General features: G+C 45.5%; 11 protein-coding genes and 1 other annotated feature. Of the genes, 10 read left to right on the forward strand and 1 reads right to left on the reverse strand.

What is annotated here, in order from left to right; all coding sequences use genetic code 11:
- Positions 1-9 precede the first annotated feature (9 nt).
- A complete protein-coding gene (locus tag BN3261_RS14810) occupies positions 10-2,178 on the forward strand; it encodes a glycoside hydrolase family 2 protein (protein ID WP_059086657.1) in 2,169 nt (722 codons plus the stop codon).
- Positions 2,179-2,284: 106 nt separating this feature from the next.
- On the forward strand, positions 2,285-2,539 hold the full coding sequence (locus BN3261_RS14815; RefSeq protein ID WP_059086658.1) for a hypothetical protein: 255 nt from the start codon (positions 2,285-2,287) through the stop codon (positions 2,537-2,539).
- 40 nt (positions 2,540-2,579) lie between these two features.
- Here the strand turns inward: BN3261_RS14815 and BN3261_RS14820 are convergent, their stop codons facing one another.
- Entirely contained in the window at positions 2,580-3,683 is a 1,104-nt protein-coding gene (locus BN3261_RS14820; RefSeq protein WP_059086659.1) for an FAD:protein FMN transferase, read from the reverse strand.
- 181 nt (positions 3,684-3,864) lie between these two features.
- On the opposite strand from BN3261_RS14820, the gene BN3261_RS14825 reads away from it, so the two are divergent.
- The 8 genes from BN3261_RS14825 to BN3261_RS14860 all read left to right on the forward strand — a co-directional run bounded on the left by BN3261_RS14825 (position 3,865) and on the right by BN3261_RS14860 (position 19,328).
- Positions 3,865-4,761 carry a Cof-type HAD-IIB family hydrolase gene (locus BN3261_RS14825; protein WP_059086660.1) on the forward strand — a complete coding sequence of 299 codons (897 nt, stop codon included), beginning with the start codon at positions 3,865-3,867 and terminating at the stop codon, positions 4,759-4,761.
- 106 nt (positions 4,762-4,867) lie between these two features.
- Positions 4,868-5,497 carry a uracil phosphoribosyltransferase gene (upp, locus tag BN3261_RS14830; protein ID WP_059086661.1) on the forward strand — a complete coding sequence of 210 codons (630 nt, stop codon included), beginning with the start codon at positions 4,868-4,870 and terminating at the stop codon, positions 5,495-5,497.
- Positions 5,498-5,547: 50 nt separating this feature from the next.
- Positions 5,548-5,684, forward strand: a sequence feature (ribosomal protein L10 leader region).
- 52 nt (positions 5,685-5,736) lie between these two features.
- Positions 5,737-6,246 (forward strand): 50S ribosomal protein L10, encoded by a 510-nt coding sequence (rplJ, locus tag BN3261_RS14835; RefSeq protein WP_021652200.1) that lies wholly within the window; start codon positions 5,737-5,739, stop codon positions 6,244-6,246.
- 75 nt (positions 6,247-6,321) lie between these two features.
- Positions 6,322-6,696 carry a 50S ribosomal protein L7/L12 gene (gene rplL / locus BN3261_RS14840; RefSeq protein ID WP_015526302.1) on the forward strand — a complete coding sequence of 125 codons (375 nt, stop codon included), beginning with the start codon at positions 6,322-6,324 and terminating at the stop codon, positions 6,694-6,696.
- A 149-nt stretch (positions 6,697-6,845) separates the two neighbouring features.
- On the forward strand, positions 6,846-9,482 hold the full coding sequence (locus BN3261_RS14845) for a right-handed parallel beta-helix repeat-containing protein (protein ID WP_199874131.1): 2,637 nt from the start codon (positions 6,846-6,848) through the stop codon (positions 9,480-9,482).
- Positions 9,483-9,706: 224 nt separating this feature from the next.
- Positions 9,707-13,564, forward strand: a complete 3,858-nt coding sequence (locus BN3261_RS14850) for a DNA-directed RNA polymerase subunit beta (RefSeq protein WP_021652198.1) — start codon at positions 9,707-9,709, stop codon at positions 13,562-13,564.
- A 17-nt stretch (positions 13,565-13,581) separates the two neighbouring features.
- On the forward strand, positions 13,582-17,280 hold the full coding sequence (rpoC, locus tag BN3261_RS14855) for a DNA-directed RNA polymerase subunit beta' (protein WP_015526299.1): 3,699 nt from the start codon (positions 13,582-13,584) through the stop codon (positions 17,278-17,280).
- Between the two features lie 98 nt (positions 17,281-17,378).
- Positions 17,379-19,328, forward strand: a complete 1,950-nt coding sequence (locus BN3261_RS14860; RefSeq protein WP_059086663.1) for a serine/threonine protein kinase — start codon at positions 17,379-17,381, stop codon at positions 19,326-19,328.
- The last annotated feature ends 23 nt before the right edge of the window (positions 19,329-19,351 follow it).

The following is a 19,351-nucleotide window of genomic DNA, read 5'->3' on the forward strand; positions in this document are numbered from 1 at the left end:
GAGGCTGAAATGGAAACAAGGATTGAATTGAAACAAGGATGGAAAATTTTGCAGGATGTTCATGATACAGGGGAAAAGATCGGGCTTTATGCTGCCAGGGAAGCAGATACTTCCGTAGGTTCCCAGGTGTCTGAATGGGAGGAACTGGAGGAACTGAAACATCTGCAGCTTATCTATGCCAGACAGCCATATTTCGGGCGTGAACTGAGATATTTCAATCAGGCGCCCTGGTGGTACAAAACAGAGTTTGAAGTTCCGGATCAGAAAGTTACGGATGCTGTCCTTAAATTTACCAATGTTGATTATTATGGAAAAGTATGGATTAACGGAGAATTTCTTGGAGAGCATGAAGGATATTCCGCTCCATTTTCCTTTAATGTAAAAGATAAGCTTGTTTTTGGAGAGAAAAATTATCTCATTGTAAAGGTAAGTTCTCCATGGGATGATGAGGTGGAGCTGGATGCACAGGATTCCAGAACCCACCTGGTAAAAAGAAATATGGTAAAAGGTACCTACGAACATTCTGATACATTTATCCAGAGAGATGTAAATCCTGTAGGAATCTACGGAAAAGTGGAACTGATCCTGACAGAAGAAGGTGTTCTGGAAGATCAGACAGATCTGAAGTATGAACTGGATCCGGATGTAAGGAAAGCAGACGTATATGTGGAAACTGAAGCGCGAGGTCTGAAATCCGGGGAGACATATGATTTTAATGTAAAGATCCGGGAAAAAGAGTCCGGTCTTATAAAGGCAGAAAAAACTGTTCAGATAATGGCAGAGAAAGCAGAGACAGGTTTTAAATGTGAGCTTAAAGTGGAAGATGTCAGACTGTGGTCCACATGGGATCATGGTTATCCCTGGATGTATCAGGCAGAACTTACGTTAAGCAGGGGAAAAGACATACTGAGCAGCAGAACAACGAATTTTGCTTTTCGGGACATTCAGATTGAGCGTAATGAAAAAATAACAAGATTCTGGCTTAATAACAGGAAACTGTATATAAGAGGAACCTCTTATTTTCCGGATTGTTATATTTCTGCAATGACAAAGGAACGGTACCTGAGAGATCTTCTTAATGTAAAGGCGGCAGGTTTTAATCTGGTACGAGTACATGTCCACACAGAGCAGGAAGTTTTTTATGATCTGTGTGACGAGCTGGGAATTGCAGTTTTTCAGGATTCGGAGTACAACTGGACGCATCCTTCAACAGATGAATGGGCGCAGAGATTTGCAGATGTTTACAGAGAAAATGTGAAACTTCTGAAGCATCATCCGTCTCTGATCTGCTGGATCATTATGAATGAACCGGGATGTATTGATCCGGATGGAAATGTGAGAAGGAGATTTATGGAGGAAAATCCGGGACCTGCTTTGTACAGGGAAGTACAGAAGATGGATCCGGGCAGACCGATCATCAAGGGTTCTTTCTGCGAAGACGATCTGCTTAGCGGGGACAGCCATAATTATCTGGGTTCTTTATGCGGTGGAGAATATGCAGATATTTATGAGCAGACAGAAAAGCTGAATACAGAGTACGGATTTGATGCACCGGGCAGCAGTGAAAATCTGAAAACTGTTCCGGCGGTATATCATCGTCTGGAAAAACTGGTGGATGATATCCCGAAGATCCAGGAATATCAGTATAAGCTTCTGAAATATTATACAGAGCATTACAGGATCCAGAAATATGAACCTTGCTCAGGATATATACAGTTTATGTTTATCGATCTGTGTCCTCAGAGCTTCTACGGATTATATGACTGGTGGGGAATTCCCAAAAAGGGTCTTCAGGCTATACTGGAAAGCAACGCACCAGTGGGTGCTTTTGCAAAGCACAAAGATTATCTGGACAGTCTGTATATTGTAAATGATACAGATGGAGCTCTGGGAGAGTGTGAACTTACATGGATCATTACAGAAACATTGAACGGAGAACTGGTGGAAAAGGGAAGTGTTAAAGCAGAAGTTCCGGCAGACAGCCGTGTCATGGTAAAAACCTTTGAGAAAGAATACGGAAAAGGCAAGAAGTGGAACCTTACACTAATTCTTTCTGATAATAGCGGTAAATGTATGGCAAAGAATACCTATCAGGATATCTGTACTTTGCTTTCAAGAGTTGATGGGCATCCGGACCGTATGAGCCATGAGTTTGGAATGAGACTCTACTGGGCCTGAGATATCCGTAGCTCACAGCCACTTTCATCCTTTCCTTGTGTCGAAAATCACAACATGCTATACTTGATATAAAGAAAGATTTTCGGCGTGGAAGGAGCGAGAGTATATGCGTTTACAGAAAGTGCAGGAAGCACTGAATACCAAGAAGATCCCATTTGAGTATACGGAAGAGGATGGCTGCGGAAGCATTGATTTTATGTTCCGCGGGCTGAAGTTCCACGTATGGGAGTATGAGGACAGTGTATGGGGTGCTGAGACCAATGTGTTTGCAGCCGGAAGAAGTGAGGATGTGGAAGGTGATTACGAAGAGATCATCTCTAGGGAAATCCTGTCCTGGCCGGATATGATCACACCTAATTAAAAAGAGCAGCAGATACTATTACAGATAAAAGTTTCACAGATCAGTCGACCTGTGAAACTTTTATTTTTTTCTGGAAATCTTTTGTATAGTGAAGCTCATAGTCTTTGGTGATGAAGACAGCCTGGACACCTTTTTTTTCTGCGAAGGCAAGACCTTTTTTCAGGCCCAGTGCAAAGCAGGTGGTGCTTAAGGCATCGCCGTCCACGGAACGGTCAGAAATGATAGTGACGGAGATCAGACCGTTATCATAAGGATATCCGGTGTGTGGATCCAGGATGTGATGATAGAGTTTTCCGTCCTGCTTAAAGCAGCGTTCGTAGATTCCCGAAGAAACAACTGAACGTCCGTTGATATCCACTACAGCAGCCGTTTCATTGCGGTCAGCAAAAGGCTTCTGAACGCCAACCTTAAATGGCTCTCCGTCAGGCCGTCCTCCAATACAGAGAACATTGCCGCCCAGATTGATGATGGCACTTTTTACGCCGCTTTTTTTCAGGTATTCACTGATGCGGTCGGCAATATAGCCTTTGGCAATAGCCCCTACGTCAAAGGCAGTGTCGGGAGAAGGAAGAGTAAGCTTCTGCCCGTTAAGCTCTACGCCATCAGAGCTGCACAGTGGCAGTGCTGTCTGGATATCATTGTCTGCCGGTACCTGGGGATCTTCTGCGGTAAAATCCCACAGAGAGGTAAGAGGCGCAATGGCAATATCAAAAGCACCTCCGGATTCCCTGGTAAAGGCAAGTCCTTCATCCAGAAGATCTGCAAGCTGGGGGGAAATCATCCAGGTTTCCTTCTGTGAATCAGGATCTGTACTTATCTTATAAGGAAAACTGCCGGATTCCTGGCCCTGGTCTTCTCTGTGGTTCAGTCTGTACAGTTCACTGTCTTCATTGGTACGGCTGAAAACAAGCTCATATCTGTCGCAGAGAGAGAGACAGTCATCAAGGAGAGATCTGTCCCTGGAATCATAGATCTTGATATCAACAACTGTGTTCAGTTTAAAATCAGAAACACTGACAGGTTCCTGCTCATCAGTGTTGGTTTGGGTTTGTTCGCATCCGGCAAAAAGAAAACAGAAACTGATCAGCAGCGTGACAGATAAAAGCCGGGTGAAGGTCCGGTATATATATGATTTTTTTAGCATGATTCCTCCATCAGAATGAAATAATATAATAAGAAAATATATGCAAAGAATTATATCACAGGACATGGTGGCAGCAAAGGGGAATATAAATGCCCGCTTTATCTGTCCCATCTTGTAATTCCGGTTCCTGTAAGCTATAATTTCTCACAGAAGATTAAAATGCTCAAAGGAGAAGGAACTTATGATAAAAGTGATCGCCAGTGATATGGACGGAACCCTTCTTGGGGATGACCATAAGATCGCACCGGAAACTCAGGTTGCCATTAAACGTGCCTGTGATGCGGGAATCCGTTTTATGGTGGCTACAGGACGTAATTTCCGTGGAGCCATGGACGCACTGAAGGATACAGATATTACCTGTGATTACATCTTAAGCAGTGGAGCAGAGGTGAGAAACCCACAGAGAGAAGTAGTGAAACGTACGCCGATCCCCATTGATCTCTGCGAGGAGGTCTATGAGGAACTTAAAGAATATCCTGTATCTGTTATATTTTTTACAGACAGGTATGATTACCGGCTTGGAACTAAGAAGGAGATCGAGGATGGTATTATCCGCCAGATAAGACTTTTCCATATGGACAAAAATGACAGCGATGAAAAGATCCGTAACTCTGCTCAGTTCCTGCAGATTGCCGGAAATACCAGAGGAATCTCAGATATCCGTTCTCTGGAAGAATGTGAGACGCCTGTGTACAAGATCTTTATTTTTGCAGGAGATGTGGATATGCTTCAGGAGATCGGGGAGAAGCTTGGACAGAATCCTGAGCTTGCGGTGGCATCTTCCTTTATCCTGAACCAGGAGGTGACGGAAGTCAGAGCCCAGAAAGGTCCTGTGTTGAAGGAATATATAGAATCTCTTGGATATACAATGGATGAGGTAATGGTGCTTGGGGACAGCTTTAATGATTATTCCATGCTGTCCATGGATTTCGGCGCCACGGTAGCCATGGGAAATTCCGTTCCCGGGATCAAAGAGGTGGCAAAATATATAACAAAGACCAACCAGGAATTTGGAGTTGCCTGGGCGATCGATCAGGCTATTGCTGCCGGAGACGGAGAATTAAAACTTCAAAAGTAAAACTCCCCCTTTTGGAAAAACACTATATATATTATAATGTAATAAGATAAAAAATCACAGATGTGGCAGGCGTATCGGCTGCGTCGGAACAAGAGAGGAAATCACAATGGAAAATGTTTATATTATGGATCATCCGCTGATCAAACACAAAATTTCAATGCTCCGTGACAAGAACACAGGAACAAATGAGTTCCGTAAACTGGTGGAGGAGATCGGCATCCTTATGGGATACGAGGCACTTCGTGATCTTCCTACAGAGGAAGTGGAAGTGGAGACACCGATCGAGACATGCAGGACACCTATGATCGCCGGTAAGAAGCTGGCTGTTATCCCGGTACTCCGTGCAGGTCTTGGAATGGTAAACAGTATCCTGACACTGGTGCCATCTGCCAAAGTGGGACATGTAGGTCTTTACAGAGATCCTGAGACACATGAGCCGCATGAGTACTACTGTAAACTTCCGGAGTCTATTGATGAGCGTATCGCGGTTATCGTTGATCCGATGCTTGCAACCGGCGGTTCCGGTGAGGCTGCCATTGATTTTGTTAAGAAACAGGGTGGAAAGAACATCAAGTTCATGTGCATCATCGCAGCTCCGGAGGGACTGAAACGTCTTCACGAGGCACATCCGGATGTACAGATCTACTGTGGTTCCCTTGACAGAGAGCTCAATGAGAACGCTTACATCTGCCCGGGACTTGGAGATGCCGGAGACCGTATTTTTGGTACTAAATAATTTTGAAAAAATCTTAAAAAATACTTGACACACCCGGCACTGTTATGGTATTGTACCTAAGAACGCTGCCGAAGACAGTAGGTGCCGTAAGGCATAAGGATCAAAACGCCTACCGAGGTCCAAGTATTCTGAGTTAAGATTACACAAGGCCTTATTGCGAAGCAGTAAGGTCTTTTTTTAAAACAGATTGACTTATTGCGACGGCGGTATACAAAATCTATAAGGAGGTGTACCATTTCATGGCAAAAGTAGAACTGAAACAACCAATCGTAGAAGAGATCTCTAACAGCATTAAAGACGCACAGTCTGTTGTACTTGTAAACTACAGCGGTCTTACAGTTGAGCAGGATACAATTCTTCGTAAAGAGTTAAGAGAAGCTGGTGTTCAGTACAAGGTATACAAAAATACCATGATGCGTCGTGCATTCGAGGGTACAGCATTTGAGAGCCTCAGTGATCATTTACATGGCACAAATGCGATCGCTATCTCCGAGACAGACGCAACTGCTCCGGCAAGAATCCTTGCTAAATATGCAAAACAGTTCCCGGCACTGGAGCTGATCGCAGGTGTAGTTGAAGGTAACTACAATGATCAGGCCGGAATTCAGGCACTGTCCACAATTCCTTCAAGAGAGGAACTTCTTGGAAAACTGCTTGGAAGCATGCAGTCTCCGATCGCAAACTTCGCTCGTGTGCTTAATCAGATCGCAGAGCAGAATGGCGGAGCTGACGCAGCAGCTGCTGAGTAATCCCAGCAACGTGCAATTGGCGGCATAACGACCGCATGATTATTAATTAAAATTTATAAATGGAGGGAAATTAAAATGGCAAAATTAACAACAGAAGAATTTATTGCAGCAATCAAAGAATTATCTGTATTAGAGTTAAATGACCTTGTAAAAGCTTGTGAGGAAGAGTTCGGCGTTTCCGCAGCAGCAGGTGTTGTTGTAGCAGCAGCAGGTGCAGCAGGCGAGGCAGCTGAGGAGAAAGATGAGTTTGACGTAGAGCTTACAGAGGTTGGCGCTAACAAAGTTAAAGTTATCAAAGTTGTTCGTGAGGTTACAGGTCTTGGACTTAAAGAGGCTAAAGCTATCGTTGATGGTGCTCCGAAGGTTGTTAAAGAGGGCGCATCCAAAGCTGAGGCTGAGGACATCAAAACTAAACTTGAGGCTGAGGGAGCTAAGGTTACACTTAAATAATCCGATCAGATCAGAAGTTTTAAAGGCTGTTGTGCCTGCCGGTTTACCGGCGGCACAGCAGCCTTTTTTAGTGAAAAAATCCAGGGTAAATCTTGATTTTTGAAGAAAAAGAAAGGATAATAAAGGAGACAGGAAAGGGTGGATGGAATATGAAACGAAAAATAATGGCCTGTATCCTTGCTGCTGCGTTGGGAATCACAGGAGTTTCTTTTCCGACGGCAGCCAAGGCAGTGTCTGTCGGAAAAAATGTAAAAAATATAACTGTAAACGTGAAAAATCCTCTGGATGAACTTCGGGCTCAGGAAGCTGCAATGCAGCAGCAGGAGGAGCTTGAAGAAGAGGAAAATATGCCGGAACAGGATCTGGATCCGCTTGTGCTGGATAACGATGGCAGTGTGGTTCCTGCATCACAGGCATCCTGGACAAAAATAGAGTCAGGTGCTGTAGAAGCAGTGGATGTATCAGAGGCACCGGGGGATGAGGAAATATCGGAAAATTCAACTGAAGACACATTTTCAGATGGAAGCACAGATGGAGATTTTGACACAAATAAGAATATTTCTGACAATGCAGCAACGGAAGCTGGCAGTGAGGATATTCAGACAACAGATGGCAGTATCAGCGGAGAATTGCCGGCAGATTTTTCCGAAGGAACGGAGAACGGCGATAACGGTTCCGAAGAACTTCAGCTTCAGCAGGAAAACGGTAATGTAGAAAACGTCGCAGAGCCGGATAATAATAAAGCTGATGAAGGCGCAGGTCAGGCACCGGCTGATTTTACAGATGATGCCAATGCTGCTGGGGATTTTTCCGCAGGAGATGCTTCAGATGGAGAACTTGGAACTTATCAGACTGTGACTCTGGAAGTTGAGGAAGGACAGGATATCACAGCACCCCTGAATACACTGTTTCTTGAACTGAAAGATCAGGCCACAGATGAAAATCCCTGCAAGATCATAATTCCACCGGGAAATTATGAACTGACAGGTACACTTTGCATGTACAGTAATATGTACTTATATGCAAGAGACGCTAATATTACAAAAACGTCTACCACCAAACATCTGATCCTCCGTCTTGGAAATACCAAAGATTCAGAAGGCGGATATGATGGATATCGCAACATTGTGATCGATGGAGGAACCTGGGACTACAATTATCAGTGTGTGGAAAATAAGGATGCTCCAGGCGGATTTGTGGGATTTTGCATTGGACATGCTACGAATGTTACGATTAAAAATGCTACATTTCTTAATAATCTGAAATCTCATTTTCTGGAATTTGGCGGAGTGAAAAATGCCAAGATCACAGGCTGTACATTCAGTGGCTATTATAAGAATTATGTGGAAGGCGGACAGGAATGTATTCAGATCGACTGCTGTACAGATGAGAGCAATGTTTTTCCGCAGTACAGACCTTATGATGGAACGACCTGTGAAGATTTTGTGATCGATGGAAATGTGTTTGAAGATGTCTTTACAGGGCTGGGAACGCACAGTATGATGTCCGGAAAAACATATAAAAGGATCACAGTTACGAATAATACTTTCCATAATGTAAAAAAACGCTGTATAAGGTTTATGAATTATGAAGATTCTACAGCAGAAAATAATACCATGGTAAATGTGGGAAATGGAGTGGACATTTCTTCTGTGAGCAGCAATACACACCAGACGCCAGGCTATGATGATGGGCCGGACATGCTGAAAAACAGGAATCTTCGTGTGGCAGGAAACTACATCAGTCTTGCCAGAACTACCAGCATTGGTGGAATTGCATGGATCTGCAGTGGTATAAAAGTTTCAGGCTATAATATGAAAAAAGATGGAGCTGTGCTCCCTAAAAAGATATATCCGGTGAAAGGTGTGACTGTAGAAGATAATCAGATCAGCGGATATGGAAACGGAATCAGCATGTCTCTTACTGACACAGATACCGTAACAGATAATCAGGTAACAATGAAAAAAACTTCTTCATATTCCAATTTTGGGATTTATGCCCAGGATTCCAGAGGAAGCGTTATCAGCAGGAATACAGTGTCCGGAACTGCAAATACGGGAATTTATCTCTCCGGTTCTGTCTATGCAGCAGGATCAGAACAGAGAAATCTTGTAGAGCAGAATACTGTTTCCGGAGCAGGCGGAGATGGAATTTATCTGCAATCTGTAAATACTTCATCCACTGCACAGAAGAATACTGTTAAATCAACGGCCGGCTCGGGAATACGTGTAAATGCAGGAAAGAACAATAATGTTCTTGGTAATACCTGTTTATCCAACAAAAATCATGGCGTGAAAATTGAGTATGTGGTAGGCGGAGTCAGGGTAAAAAGCAATCGTGTGACATCAAATGCAAAAAGTGGTATTTTGCTCTGGAAATCAAAAGTATCCGAAGTATCAGGAAACCGTGCGGAGAAAAATACGGGGAATGGTGTTTATGCATATGCATCTGTAATACCGGTCATGAAAAAGAATACATTTTGTGAAAACGGAAAGGTTCAGGCGGTATATGTAAAAAGCTGCAAAGGATGGACCGGCATCAACCGTCCTTCATGCAGAGCTGTTACATCAAGAAGTACAGCTATAAGCGGAACTGCATCAGGTAGCCAGACAGTTATTGCCTATGCGCGGCGTTCCGGAAAACAGACAAAGCTGGGTGTATCATCCGTAAACAAAAAGAAACAGTACGTTATTAAAATAAAGAAGCAAAAAAAGAATACTGCTCTGAAACTTGTCTCAAAAGATAAATACGGAAATACAGTAACAGTAAATACTGTTGTGAAGTAAGTATGTGTGATAAAAAAGATTCTGTTCCGGATATCCATACATCGTATGTATAGAAGGAACAGAATCTTTTTTTTGAAAAATGTAAAAAAATCAAAAAAAGTGCTTGACACACTTTTTTTCTTATGTTAAAGTGGAGGATGCTATATTATGGCTAGATATGCCTGCCTAAAGGTCAGGCGGGATCATGTTGTAATAAATAATAAAAAAACAGGGGTGAAACGTCAATGGAAAAAAACAGAATTCGTTCTGTAAAAACTGGAAAAAGCATGCGTATGAGCTACCAGAGACAAAAAGAAGTCCTGGAAATGCCAAACCTGATCGAAGTTCAGAAAGATTCCTACCAGTGGTTTCTTGACGAAGGTTTAAAAGAAGTATTTGATGATATTTCTCCGATCGCAGATTACGGCGGAAAGCTCAGTCTGGAATTCATCGATTTCACATACGATGAAAAAGATGCAAAATATTCCATCGAGCAGTGTAAAGAACGTGACGTGACTTATGCCGCACCTTTGAAGGTTCGAGTAAGGCTGATCAATAAGGAAACAGAAGAGATCAACGAACACGAGATTTTCATGGGAGATTTACCGCTGATGACAGCTACGGGTACCTTTGTTATCAATGGTGCTGAGCGTGTTATTGTCAGCCAGTTAGTACGTTCCCCTGGAATCTACTACGCGATCGCTCATGATAAGCTTGGTAAGAGACTGTTTTCCAGTACTGTAATTCCGAACAGAGGTGCATGGCTGGAGTACGAGACAGATTCAAATGATGTATTTTATGTACGTGTAGACAGAACAAGAAAGGTTCCGATCACTGTTCTGATCCGTGCACTGGGCATTGGAACCAATGCTGAGATCATTGATCTGTTTGGTGAAGAGCCAAAGATCCTTGCCAGCTTTACAAAGGATACCTCCACAAACTATCAGGAAGGTCTCCTTGAGCTGTATAAGAAGATCCGTCCGGGCGAGCCGCTTGCAGTAGAGAGCGCAGAGAGCCTGATCATGGCAATGTTCTTCGATCCGAGAAGATATGACCTTGCCAAAGTCGGACGTTATAAATTTAATAAGAAGCTTCATTTCAATAAACGTATCGTAGGCCACAAGCTTTCTCAGGATGTTGTAGATACAACAACAGGTGAGATCCTTGCTGAGGCTGAGACACTTGTTACAAAAGAGCTTGCTGATACATTACAGAATTCCGCAGTTCCGTACGTATGGATCCAGGGTGAGGAGAGAGAGATCAAAGTTCTTTCTAGCCTTATGGTTGATATCCGTCACTATCTGCCGGAGCTTGAGGATCCGAAGTCCCTGGGTGTTACAGAATTAGTATACTACCCAGTGCTCGAAAAAATTCTGGAAGAAAATGACACATTTGAGGACAGATGTGATGCGATCAAACGTGATATCCACGACCTGATCCCGAAACACATCACCAAGGAAGATATCCTTGCGTCCATTAACTACAATATGCATCTGGAGTATGGCCTTGGTAACGATGATGATATCGACCACCTGGGCAACCGTCGTATCCGTGCTGTCGGTGAGTTGCTTCAGAATCAGTACCGCATCGGTCTTTCCAGACTTGAGCGTGTGGTACGTGAGAGAATGACAACACAGGACACAGAGAGTATTTCTCCGCAGTCCCTGATCAATATCAAACCTGTAACTGCAGCAGTAAAAGAGTTCTTCGGATCATCCCAGCTGTCACAGTTCATGGATCAGAACAACCCGCTTGGAGAGCTGACTCACAAGAGAAGACTTTCCGCACTGGGACCTGGCGGTCTGTCACGAGACAGAGCCGGATTCGAGGTTCGAGACGTACATTATTCCCACTATGGAAGAATGTGCCCGATCGAGACTCCTGAGGGACCGAACATCGGTCTTATCAACTCCCTTGCATCCTATGCAAGGATCAATCAGTACGGCTTCGTAGAGGCTCCGTACAGAAAGATCGACAAAACAGATCCTTCCAACCCGCGTGTAACCGATGAGGTTGTATACATGACAGCGGATGAGGAAGATAATTACCATGTAGCACAGGCGAATGAGCCGCTGGATGAAGAGGGACACTTCATTCATAAGAACGTTTCCGGTCGTTACCGCGAGGAGACACAGGAGTACGAGCAGCACATGTTCGATTACATGGATGTATCTCCGCGAATGGTATTCTCCGTTGCTACAGCCCTGATCCCGTTCCTGCAGAACGATGATGCGAACCGTGCGCTGATGGGATCCAACATGCAGCGTCAGGCCGTTCCGCTTCTTACAACAGAGGCTCCGGTTGTTGGTACAGGTATGGAGACCAAGACCGCTGTTGACTCCGGTGTATGCGTTGTTGCAAGAAAAGCAGGTACAGTACTTCGTTCCACATCTACAGATATCTCTATCAAGAATGATGACGGAACAAAAGATGATTATCATCTGACTAAATTCATGCGAAGCAACCAGAGCAACTGCTACAACCAGAGACCGATCGTGTTCCAGGGTGAGCATGTTGAGGCAGGACAGGTTATCGCGGATGGCCCGTCTACATCCAATGGTGAGCTTGCACTTGGTAAGAACCCGCTGATCGGATTTATGACCTGGGAGGGTTATAACTACGAGGATGCTGTTCTTCTTAGTGAGAAACTGGTACAGAATGATGTTTATACATCTGTCCATATTGAGGAATATGAGGCAGAATCCCGTGATACCAAGCTGGGACCGGAAGAGATCACACGTGACGTTCCGGGTGTCGGCGATGACGCTCTGAAGGATCTGGATGAGCGCGGTATCATCCGTATCGGTGCTGAGGTACGTGCCGGTGATATCCTTGTCGGTAAGGTTACTCCTAAGGGAGAGACTGAACTTACTGCTGAGGAGCGTCTCCTTCGTGCTATCTTCGGTGAGAAGGCAAGAGAGGTACGTGATACTTCCCTTAAGGTACCGCATGGTGAGTATGGTATTATCGTAGATGCCAAGGTATTTACAAGAGAGAACGGCGATGAGCTGAGCCCTGGAGTAAATCAGGCAGTACGTATTTATATTGCACAGAAGAGAAAGATCTCCGTTGGTGATAAGATGGCTGGTCGTCATGGTAACAAGGGTGTCGTTTCCCGTGTACTTCCGGTTGAGGATATGCCATTCCTTCCAAACGGACGTCCTCTTGATATCGTGCTGAATCCTCTGGGTGTACCTTCCCGAATGAACATCGGACAGGTCCTGGAGATCCACTTGAGCCTTGCTGCCAAAGCACTTGGCTTCAATATTGCAACACCTGTATTCGATGGCGCAAACGAGGTTGATATCCAGGATACTCTGGAGCTTGCCAACGATTACGTTAATACGGAAGACTTTGAGGAATTCCGTGAGAAATATAAAGACATCCTTGCACCGGATGTTATGCAGTATCTCGATGAGAATAAAGCTCACAGAGCACTCTGGAAGGGCGTTCCGATCTCCAGAGACGGTAAGGTAAGACTTCGTGACGGACGAACAGGCGAGTACTTCGACAGCCCTGTAACGATCGGTCACATGCACTACCTGAAGCTGCATCATCTGGTAGATGATAAGATCCATGCACGTTCCACAGGTCCATACTCCCTTGTAACACAGCAGCCTCTGGGTGGTAAAGCTCAGTTCGGTGGACAGCGTTTCGGAGAGATGGAGGTTTGGGCACTGGAGGCATATGGTGCTTCCTACACACTGCAGGAGATCCTGACAGTGAAGTCTGATGATGTGATCGGACGTGTTAAGACCTATGAAGCGATCATCAAAGGTGACAACATTCCTGAGCCAGGTATTCCTGAGTCCTTTAAGGTACTTCTTAAAGAGCTTCAGTCTCTTGGTCTGGATGTACGTGTGCTCAGCGAGGACGGATCAGAGGTACACATTATGGAAACCTCTGATTACGGAGATACTGATCTTCGTCATGTCATCGAGGGCGATTCCAGAGGACGCAGAGATGAGGAGTCCTTCGGTAAACACGGCTACACCAAGCAGGAGTTCAGCGGAGAAGAGCTTGTCAATGTAGAAGAAGATGAGGACATGGAAGACGAAGATGATATGATCGAGTTTGAAGAGTCCTTTGATGATGAGGAATAAGAAAGGGGAAAGAATACATGGCAGAAACAACCAACGCCAATGAAACATATCAGCCAATGACTTTCGATGCCATCAAGATCGGACTGGCGTCCCCTGAGAAGATCAGAGAGTGGTCACACGGTGAGGTTTTAAAACCTGAAACGATCAACTACAGAACCTTGAAGCCTGAGAAGGATGGTCTTTTCTGTGAAAGGATTTTCGGACCGAGCAAGGACTGGGAGTGCCACTGTGGAAAGTACAAAAAAATTCGCTATAAAGGCGTTGTCTGCGACAGATGCGGTGTTGAAGTAACCAAATCTGCCGTTCGTAGAGAGCGTATGGGACACATCGAGCTTGCAGCTCCGGTGTCTCATATCTGGTACTTTAAAGGAATTCCGTCCCGTATGGGTCTGATCCTTGATATTTCTCCGAGAACACTGGAGAAAGTGCTTTACTTTGCTAACTATATCGTTCTGGATCCTGCAGATTCCGGACTTATGTACAAACAGGTACTCACCGAGCGTGAGTACCAGGAAGCACGTGAGTCTTACGGAGAAGGATTCCGTGTAGGTATGGGTGCCGAGTCCATCATGGAGCTCCTTCAGGCTATCGATCTTGAAAAAGATTCTGAAGAACTGAAGGCAGAGCTTGTGGACGCAACAGGCCAGAAACGTGCAAGGATCATCAAACGTCTTGAGGTTGTGGAGTCCTTCCGTGAGTCCGGCAACCGTCCTGAGTGGATGATCATGACCGTTATCCCGGTTATCCCGCCGGATCTTCGTCCTATGGTACAGCTGGACGGAGGACGTTTTGCAACATCTGACCTGAATGATCTTTACAGAAGGATCATCAACAGAAACAACCGTCTGAAAAGACTTCTGGAGCTTGGTGCTCCGGATATCATTGTCCGCAACGAGAAGCGTATGCTGCAGGAGGCTGTAGATGCCCTGATCGATAACGGACGCCGTGGACGTCCTGTAACAGGACCTGGAAACAGAGCTCTGAAATCCCTTTCCGATATGCTGAAGGGTAAATCCGGACGTTTCCGTCAGAACCTTCTCGGTAAACGAGTTGACTATTCCGGACGTTCTGTAATCGTCGTAGGACCTGAACTGAAGATCTATCAGTGTGGTCTTCCGAAGGAGATGGCTATCGAGCTGTTCAAACCTTTCGTTATGAAAGAGCTTGTTGCCAACGGAACTTCCCACAACATCAAAAATGCCAAGAAAATGGTAGAGAAGCTTGAGCCGGCAGTATGGGATGTCCTTGAGGACGTCATTAAGGAGCATCCGGTTATGCTGAACCGTGCACCTACACTGCATCGTCTGGGTATCCAGGCATTCGAGCCGATCCTTGTAGAAGGTAAGGCGATCAAGCTTCATCCACTTGTTTGTACCGCGTTCAACGCTGACTTCGATGGTGACCAGATGGCTGTACATCTTCCGCTTTCCCAGGAAGCACAGGCAGAGTGCCGTTTCCTTCTGTTATCACCGAACAACCTTCTGAAACCGTCAGATGGTGGTCCTGTAGCCGTTCCTTCACAGGATATGGTCCTTGGTATCTACTACCTGACACAGGAAAGACCTGGAAACAAGGGTGAAGGCAAGTTCTTCAAGAGTGTCAACGAGGCAATTCTTGCATACGAGAACAAGGTCATCACACTCCAGACAAAGATCATTGTCCATTGTCATAAGACAATGCCGGACGGAACTGTTTTAAGCGGCAATGTTCAGTCCACACTGGGACGTTTCCTGTTCAACGAGATCCTTCCGCAGGACCTTGGATTTGTGGACAGAAGCGTACCTGGAAACGAACTGCTTCTTGAGGTTGATTTCCTTGTAGGTAAGAAACAGCTGAAGCAGATCCTTGAAAAGGTTATCAATACTCACGGTGCAACAAAGACAGCCGAGGTACTTGACTCCGTTAAGTCTATGGGTTACAAATACTCCACACGTGCAGCCATGACCGTATCTATTTCCGATATGACCGTGCCGCCGCAGAAGCCGGAGATGATCAAGCAGGCTCAGGATACTGTTGACCGTATCACAAAGAACTACAAACGTGGTCTTATCACAGAGGAAGAGCGTTACAAAGAGGTTGTTGATACCTGGAAGAAGACCGATGATGAGCTTACAAAGGCACTTCTTACAGGTCTTGATAAGTACAACAACATCTTCATGATGGCTGACTCCGGAGCCCGTGGTTCCGATAAGCAGATCAAACAGCTTGCCGGAATGCGAGGACTGATGGCTGATACAACCGGTCATACCATCGAGCTCCCGATCAAGTCAAACTTCCGTGAAGGTCTTGACGTACTGGAGTACTTCATGTCCGCTCATGGAGCTCGTAAAGGTCTTTCTGATACCGCTCTTCGTACAGCCGATTCCGGATACCTGACAAGACGACTTGTTGACGTATCCCAGGATCTGATCGTTCGTGAGGCGGACTGCTGTGAGAACAGAGCAGAGATCTCCGGTATGGTCGTTCGTGGATTCATGGACGGAAAAGAAGAGATCGAGAGCCTTCAGGAGCGTATCACAGGACGTTTCTCCTGTGAGACAGTTAAGAATAAAGACGGAGAAATCCTTGTTAAAGCAAACCACATGATCACACCGAAGCGTGCAGCCCGTATCATGAAAGAGGGCGTAAGCAACCAGACAGGCGGACCGATCGACAAACTGAAGATCCGTACCATCCTTTCCTGTAAGTGCAAGGTTGGTGTCTGCGCAAAATGTTATGGTGCGAACATGGCTACCGGTGAGCCGGTACAGGTTGGTGAGTCTGTTGGTATCATCGCAGCACAGTCTATCGGTGAGCCAGGTACACAGCTGACCATGCGTACTTTCCATACCGGTGGTGTTGCCGGTGGAGATATCACACAGGGTCTTCCTCGTGTCGAGGAGCTTTTCGAGGCAAGAAAGCCGAAGGGTCTTGCGATCATCACAGAGATCCCAGGTGTTGCCACGATCAACGACACTAAGAAGAAACGTGAGATCATCGTAAACGATCCGGAGACAGGCGATTCCAAGACTTACCTGATCCCATACGGTTCTCGTATCAAAGTCCTTGATGGACAGGTTCTTGAGGCCGGCGATGAGCTGACAGAAGGTAGTGTAAATCCGCATGATATCCTGAGAATCAAGGGTGTGCGTGCAGTTCAGGATTACATGATCCGTGAGGTTCAGCGTGTATATCGTCTGCAGGGTGTTGAGATCAACGATAAGCATATCGAGGTTATCGTTCATCAGATGCTGAAGAAGATCCGTATCGAGGATAACGGAGATACAGAGTTCCTGCCAGGAACACTTGTTGATGTCCTTGATGTTGAGGAAGTTAACGAGAAACTTGAGGCAGAGGGCAAACAGCCGGCAGAGGGAAAACAGGTTATGCTTGGTATTACCAAAGCATCCCTTGCTACAAACTCCTTCCTGTCAGCAGCATCCTTCCAGGAAACAACAAAAGTCCTGACAGAGGCTGCTATCAAAGGTAAGATCGATCCGCTGATCGGTCTGAAAGAGAACGTTATCATCGGTAAGCTGATTCCTGCAGGTACAGGTATGAAGCGTTACAGTGAGATCAGTCTTGACACAGGAATGCCGGAGGTAAAAACAGCTTCCGAGGAGCCTGAGGATACAGAGGAAATTTCCGTAGAGGAAGAGAAGACTGAGACTGCTCCGGAGGAAGAGACCATTGCTGTTGAAGAGACAGCAGAGGAAACTGCACCGGTAGAAGAATAAGTCGATATACCTTGCTAATATAAATAAATCTCCCCCCGGAAATCCGGAGGGAGATTTCTGTTTATAAGCAGGGATTTTCTGAGAGAGGAGGGATTGCGATGGACAAGGAACTGCCAATTTCCCCGTGGCCGGAATGGAAGATCGTAAGCAAGATCGGGGAAGGCTCTTTTGGAAGAGTGTATAAAGCTCAGAGAACTGAGAAGGGACGTTCTTTTTACTCGGCAATTAAGATAATCACAATCCCCGCCAGTAAAGGGGAGCTGGACAGTGTGCGCTCAGAATCCGGTGATGAAAAATCTGTCCGCGGTTATTTTGAAAATCTGGTGGAGGAGTGCATTCAGGAAGTAAGCACCATGGAGTATTTCCGGGGAAATTCCCATATTGTATCTGTAGAAGATTACAAGGTGATGGAATATCTGGACGAGATCGGATGGGATATTTTTATCCGCATGGAATATCTCACAAGCTTCATGGAATATTATGCGGGAAAAAATCTCACAGAAAAAGAAGTGATGAAGCTGGGTATCGATCTTTGCAGATCACTGGAATACTGTGGGCAGCTTCACATCATCCACAGGGATATCAAACCTGAGAATATTTTTGTATCCAGGTTCGGGGATTTCAAGCTGGGGGACTTTGGAATCGCCAGAGAACTGGAAAAAACCATGAGTACCCTTTCCAAAAAGGGAACTTATTCCTATATGGCGCCGGAGATGTACAGGGGAGAACAGTACGACAGCAGAGTGGACATTTATGCACTTGGCCTGGTGTTATATAAACTGATGAATCATAACAGGCTTCCGTTTCTGAATCTTGAAAAACAGTTGATCACATACAGAGATAAGGAAAACGCACTCACGAGGAGGATGTCAGGCGAAACACCGCCACTACCTGTGGATGCAGGAGAGGCTTTCGGCTCCGTTATCTTAAAAGCCTGTGCTTATGATGCAAAAGAACGATATCAGACTCCTGAGAAGTTTCGGGAAGCACTGGAAGAAATCCGGTATGGAGCAGCAAACAGAGAACAGGGAGTTCATGAGAAACCGAAAGCAGTGGAGGAAAGACCTGTTCCGGAGTCCATGCCGAAGTTTCTTCAGGAGGGTGCAGCCAGACAGCTGGCAAGAACGAGTCAGCTGAATACGGATGCAATCCGTCAGGCACGTAAAAATCCTGTGCCGGTATCCATACAGCCGGAGAAACCGACAGCCGGAGAAATAGCAAAAAATGCAGCCCGGAATACGCCAAAGGCTCAGAGCACAATACAGAAGCCTCAGAAATCTGCATCCGGAAAAACAGCATCCGAAAAGGATAGCCTGTCCGGTTATCCGTCAGGACGTTCCCGTCAGTCAGATCCCGGTATAAGAAAAACCGGAGCTGTAAAGCCCAGAGTTACCTCTATCACAGATCTGGAAGACGACCGTGACCAGAATCTCCAGGAGTGGGAAGGATCCGTACCAGAGAATGACGGAAATGACGATGACAGAAGGAAACGGAAAGGTATTTTCAGAATGCTTATAACAGCCGGGATCCTTGTTGTGCTGATCGGCGGGATCCTTGCGGTACGAACGATACGGAAACCTGTGGATAACGGGGAACCTTCGTATACAGATTCCGATGATTCTGATGCTCTGAACAAAGGAAATTTCGGTACTGCAGACAATTCGGATAAAAGTTTCGCACAGGCAATGGAAACGATACGTGACCATGCGACAACCATAGAAAATGCTCTGGACAGCTATAGACGTGAAGGTACAGAGGGGGATCGCCTGCGCTTTTATAACGGATCAGGAGAGATCGCCAAAGTACTTGTATATCCCGGCAGTTCCGCAGATGGCGTTTATGAGGAATATTTTTACTGGGGCGAGCAGATGTTTTATACTTATGTATGGGACGGAGATGAGAAGCAGTATTTTTATTATCAGGACGGCCTTCTGATCCGATGGATCGATGCAGATGGTAAGGTTCATGATAAAGAGAGCGATAACGACAAATATGTAGAACTGGGAGACAAATACTGGAGTAATTCTGTAGTGGAGCTTCAGCAGTAATGTCGAAGGGGTTTTACGAAAGG

The sequence above is a fragment of the Blautia massiliensis (ex Durand et al. 2017) genome (genome assembly GCF_001487165.1).
GTDB classification, from domain to species: domain Bacteria; phylum Bacillota; class Clostridia; order Lachnospirales; family Lachnospiraceae; genus Blautia_A; species Blautia_A fusiformis.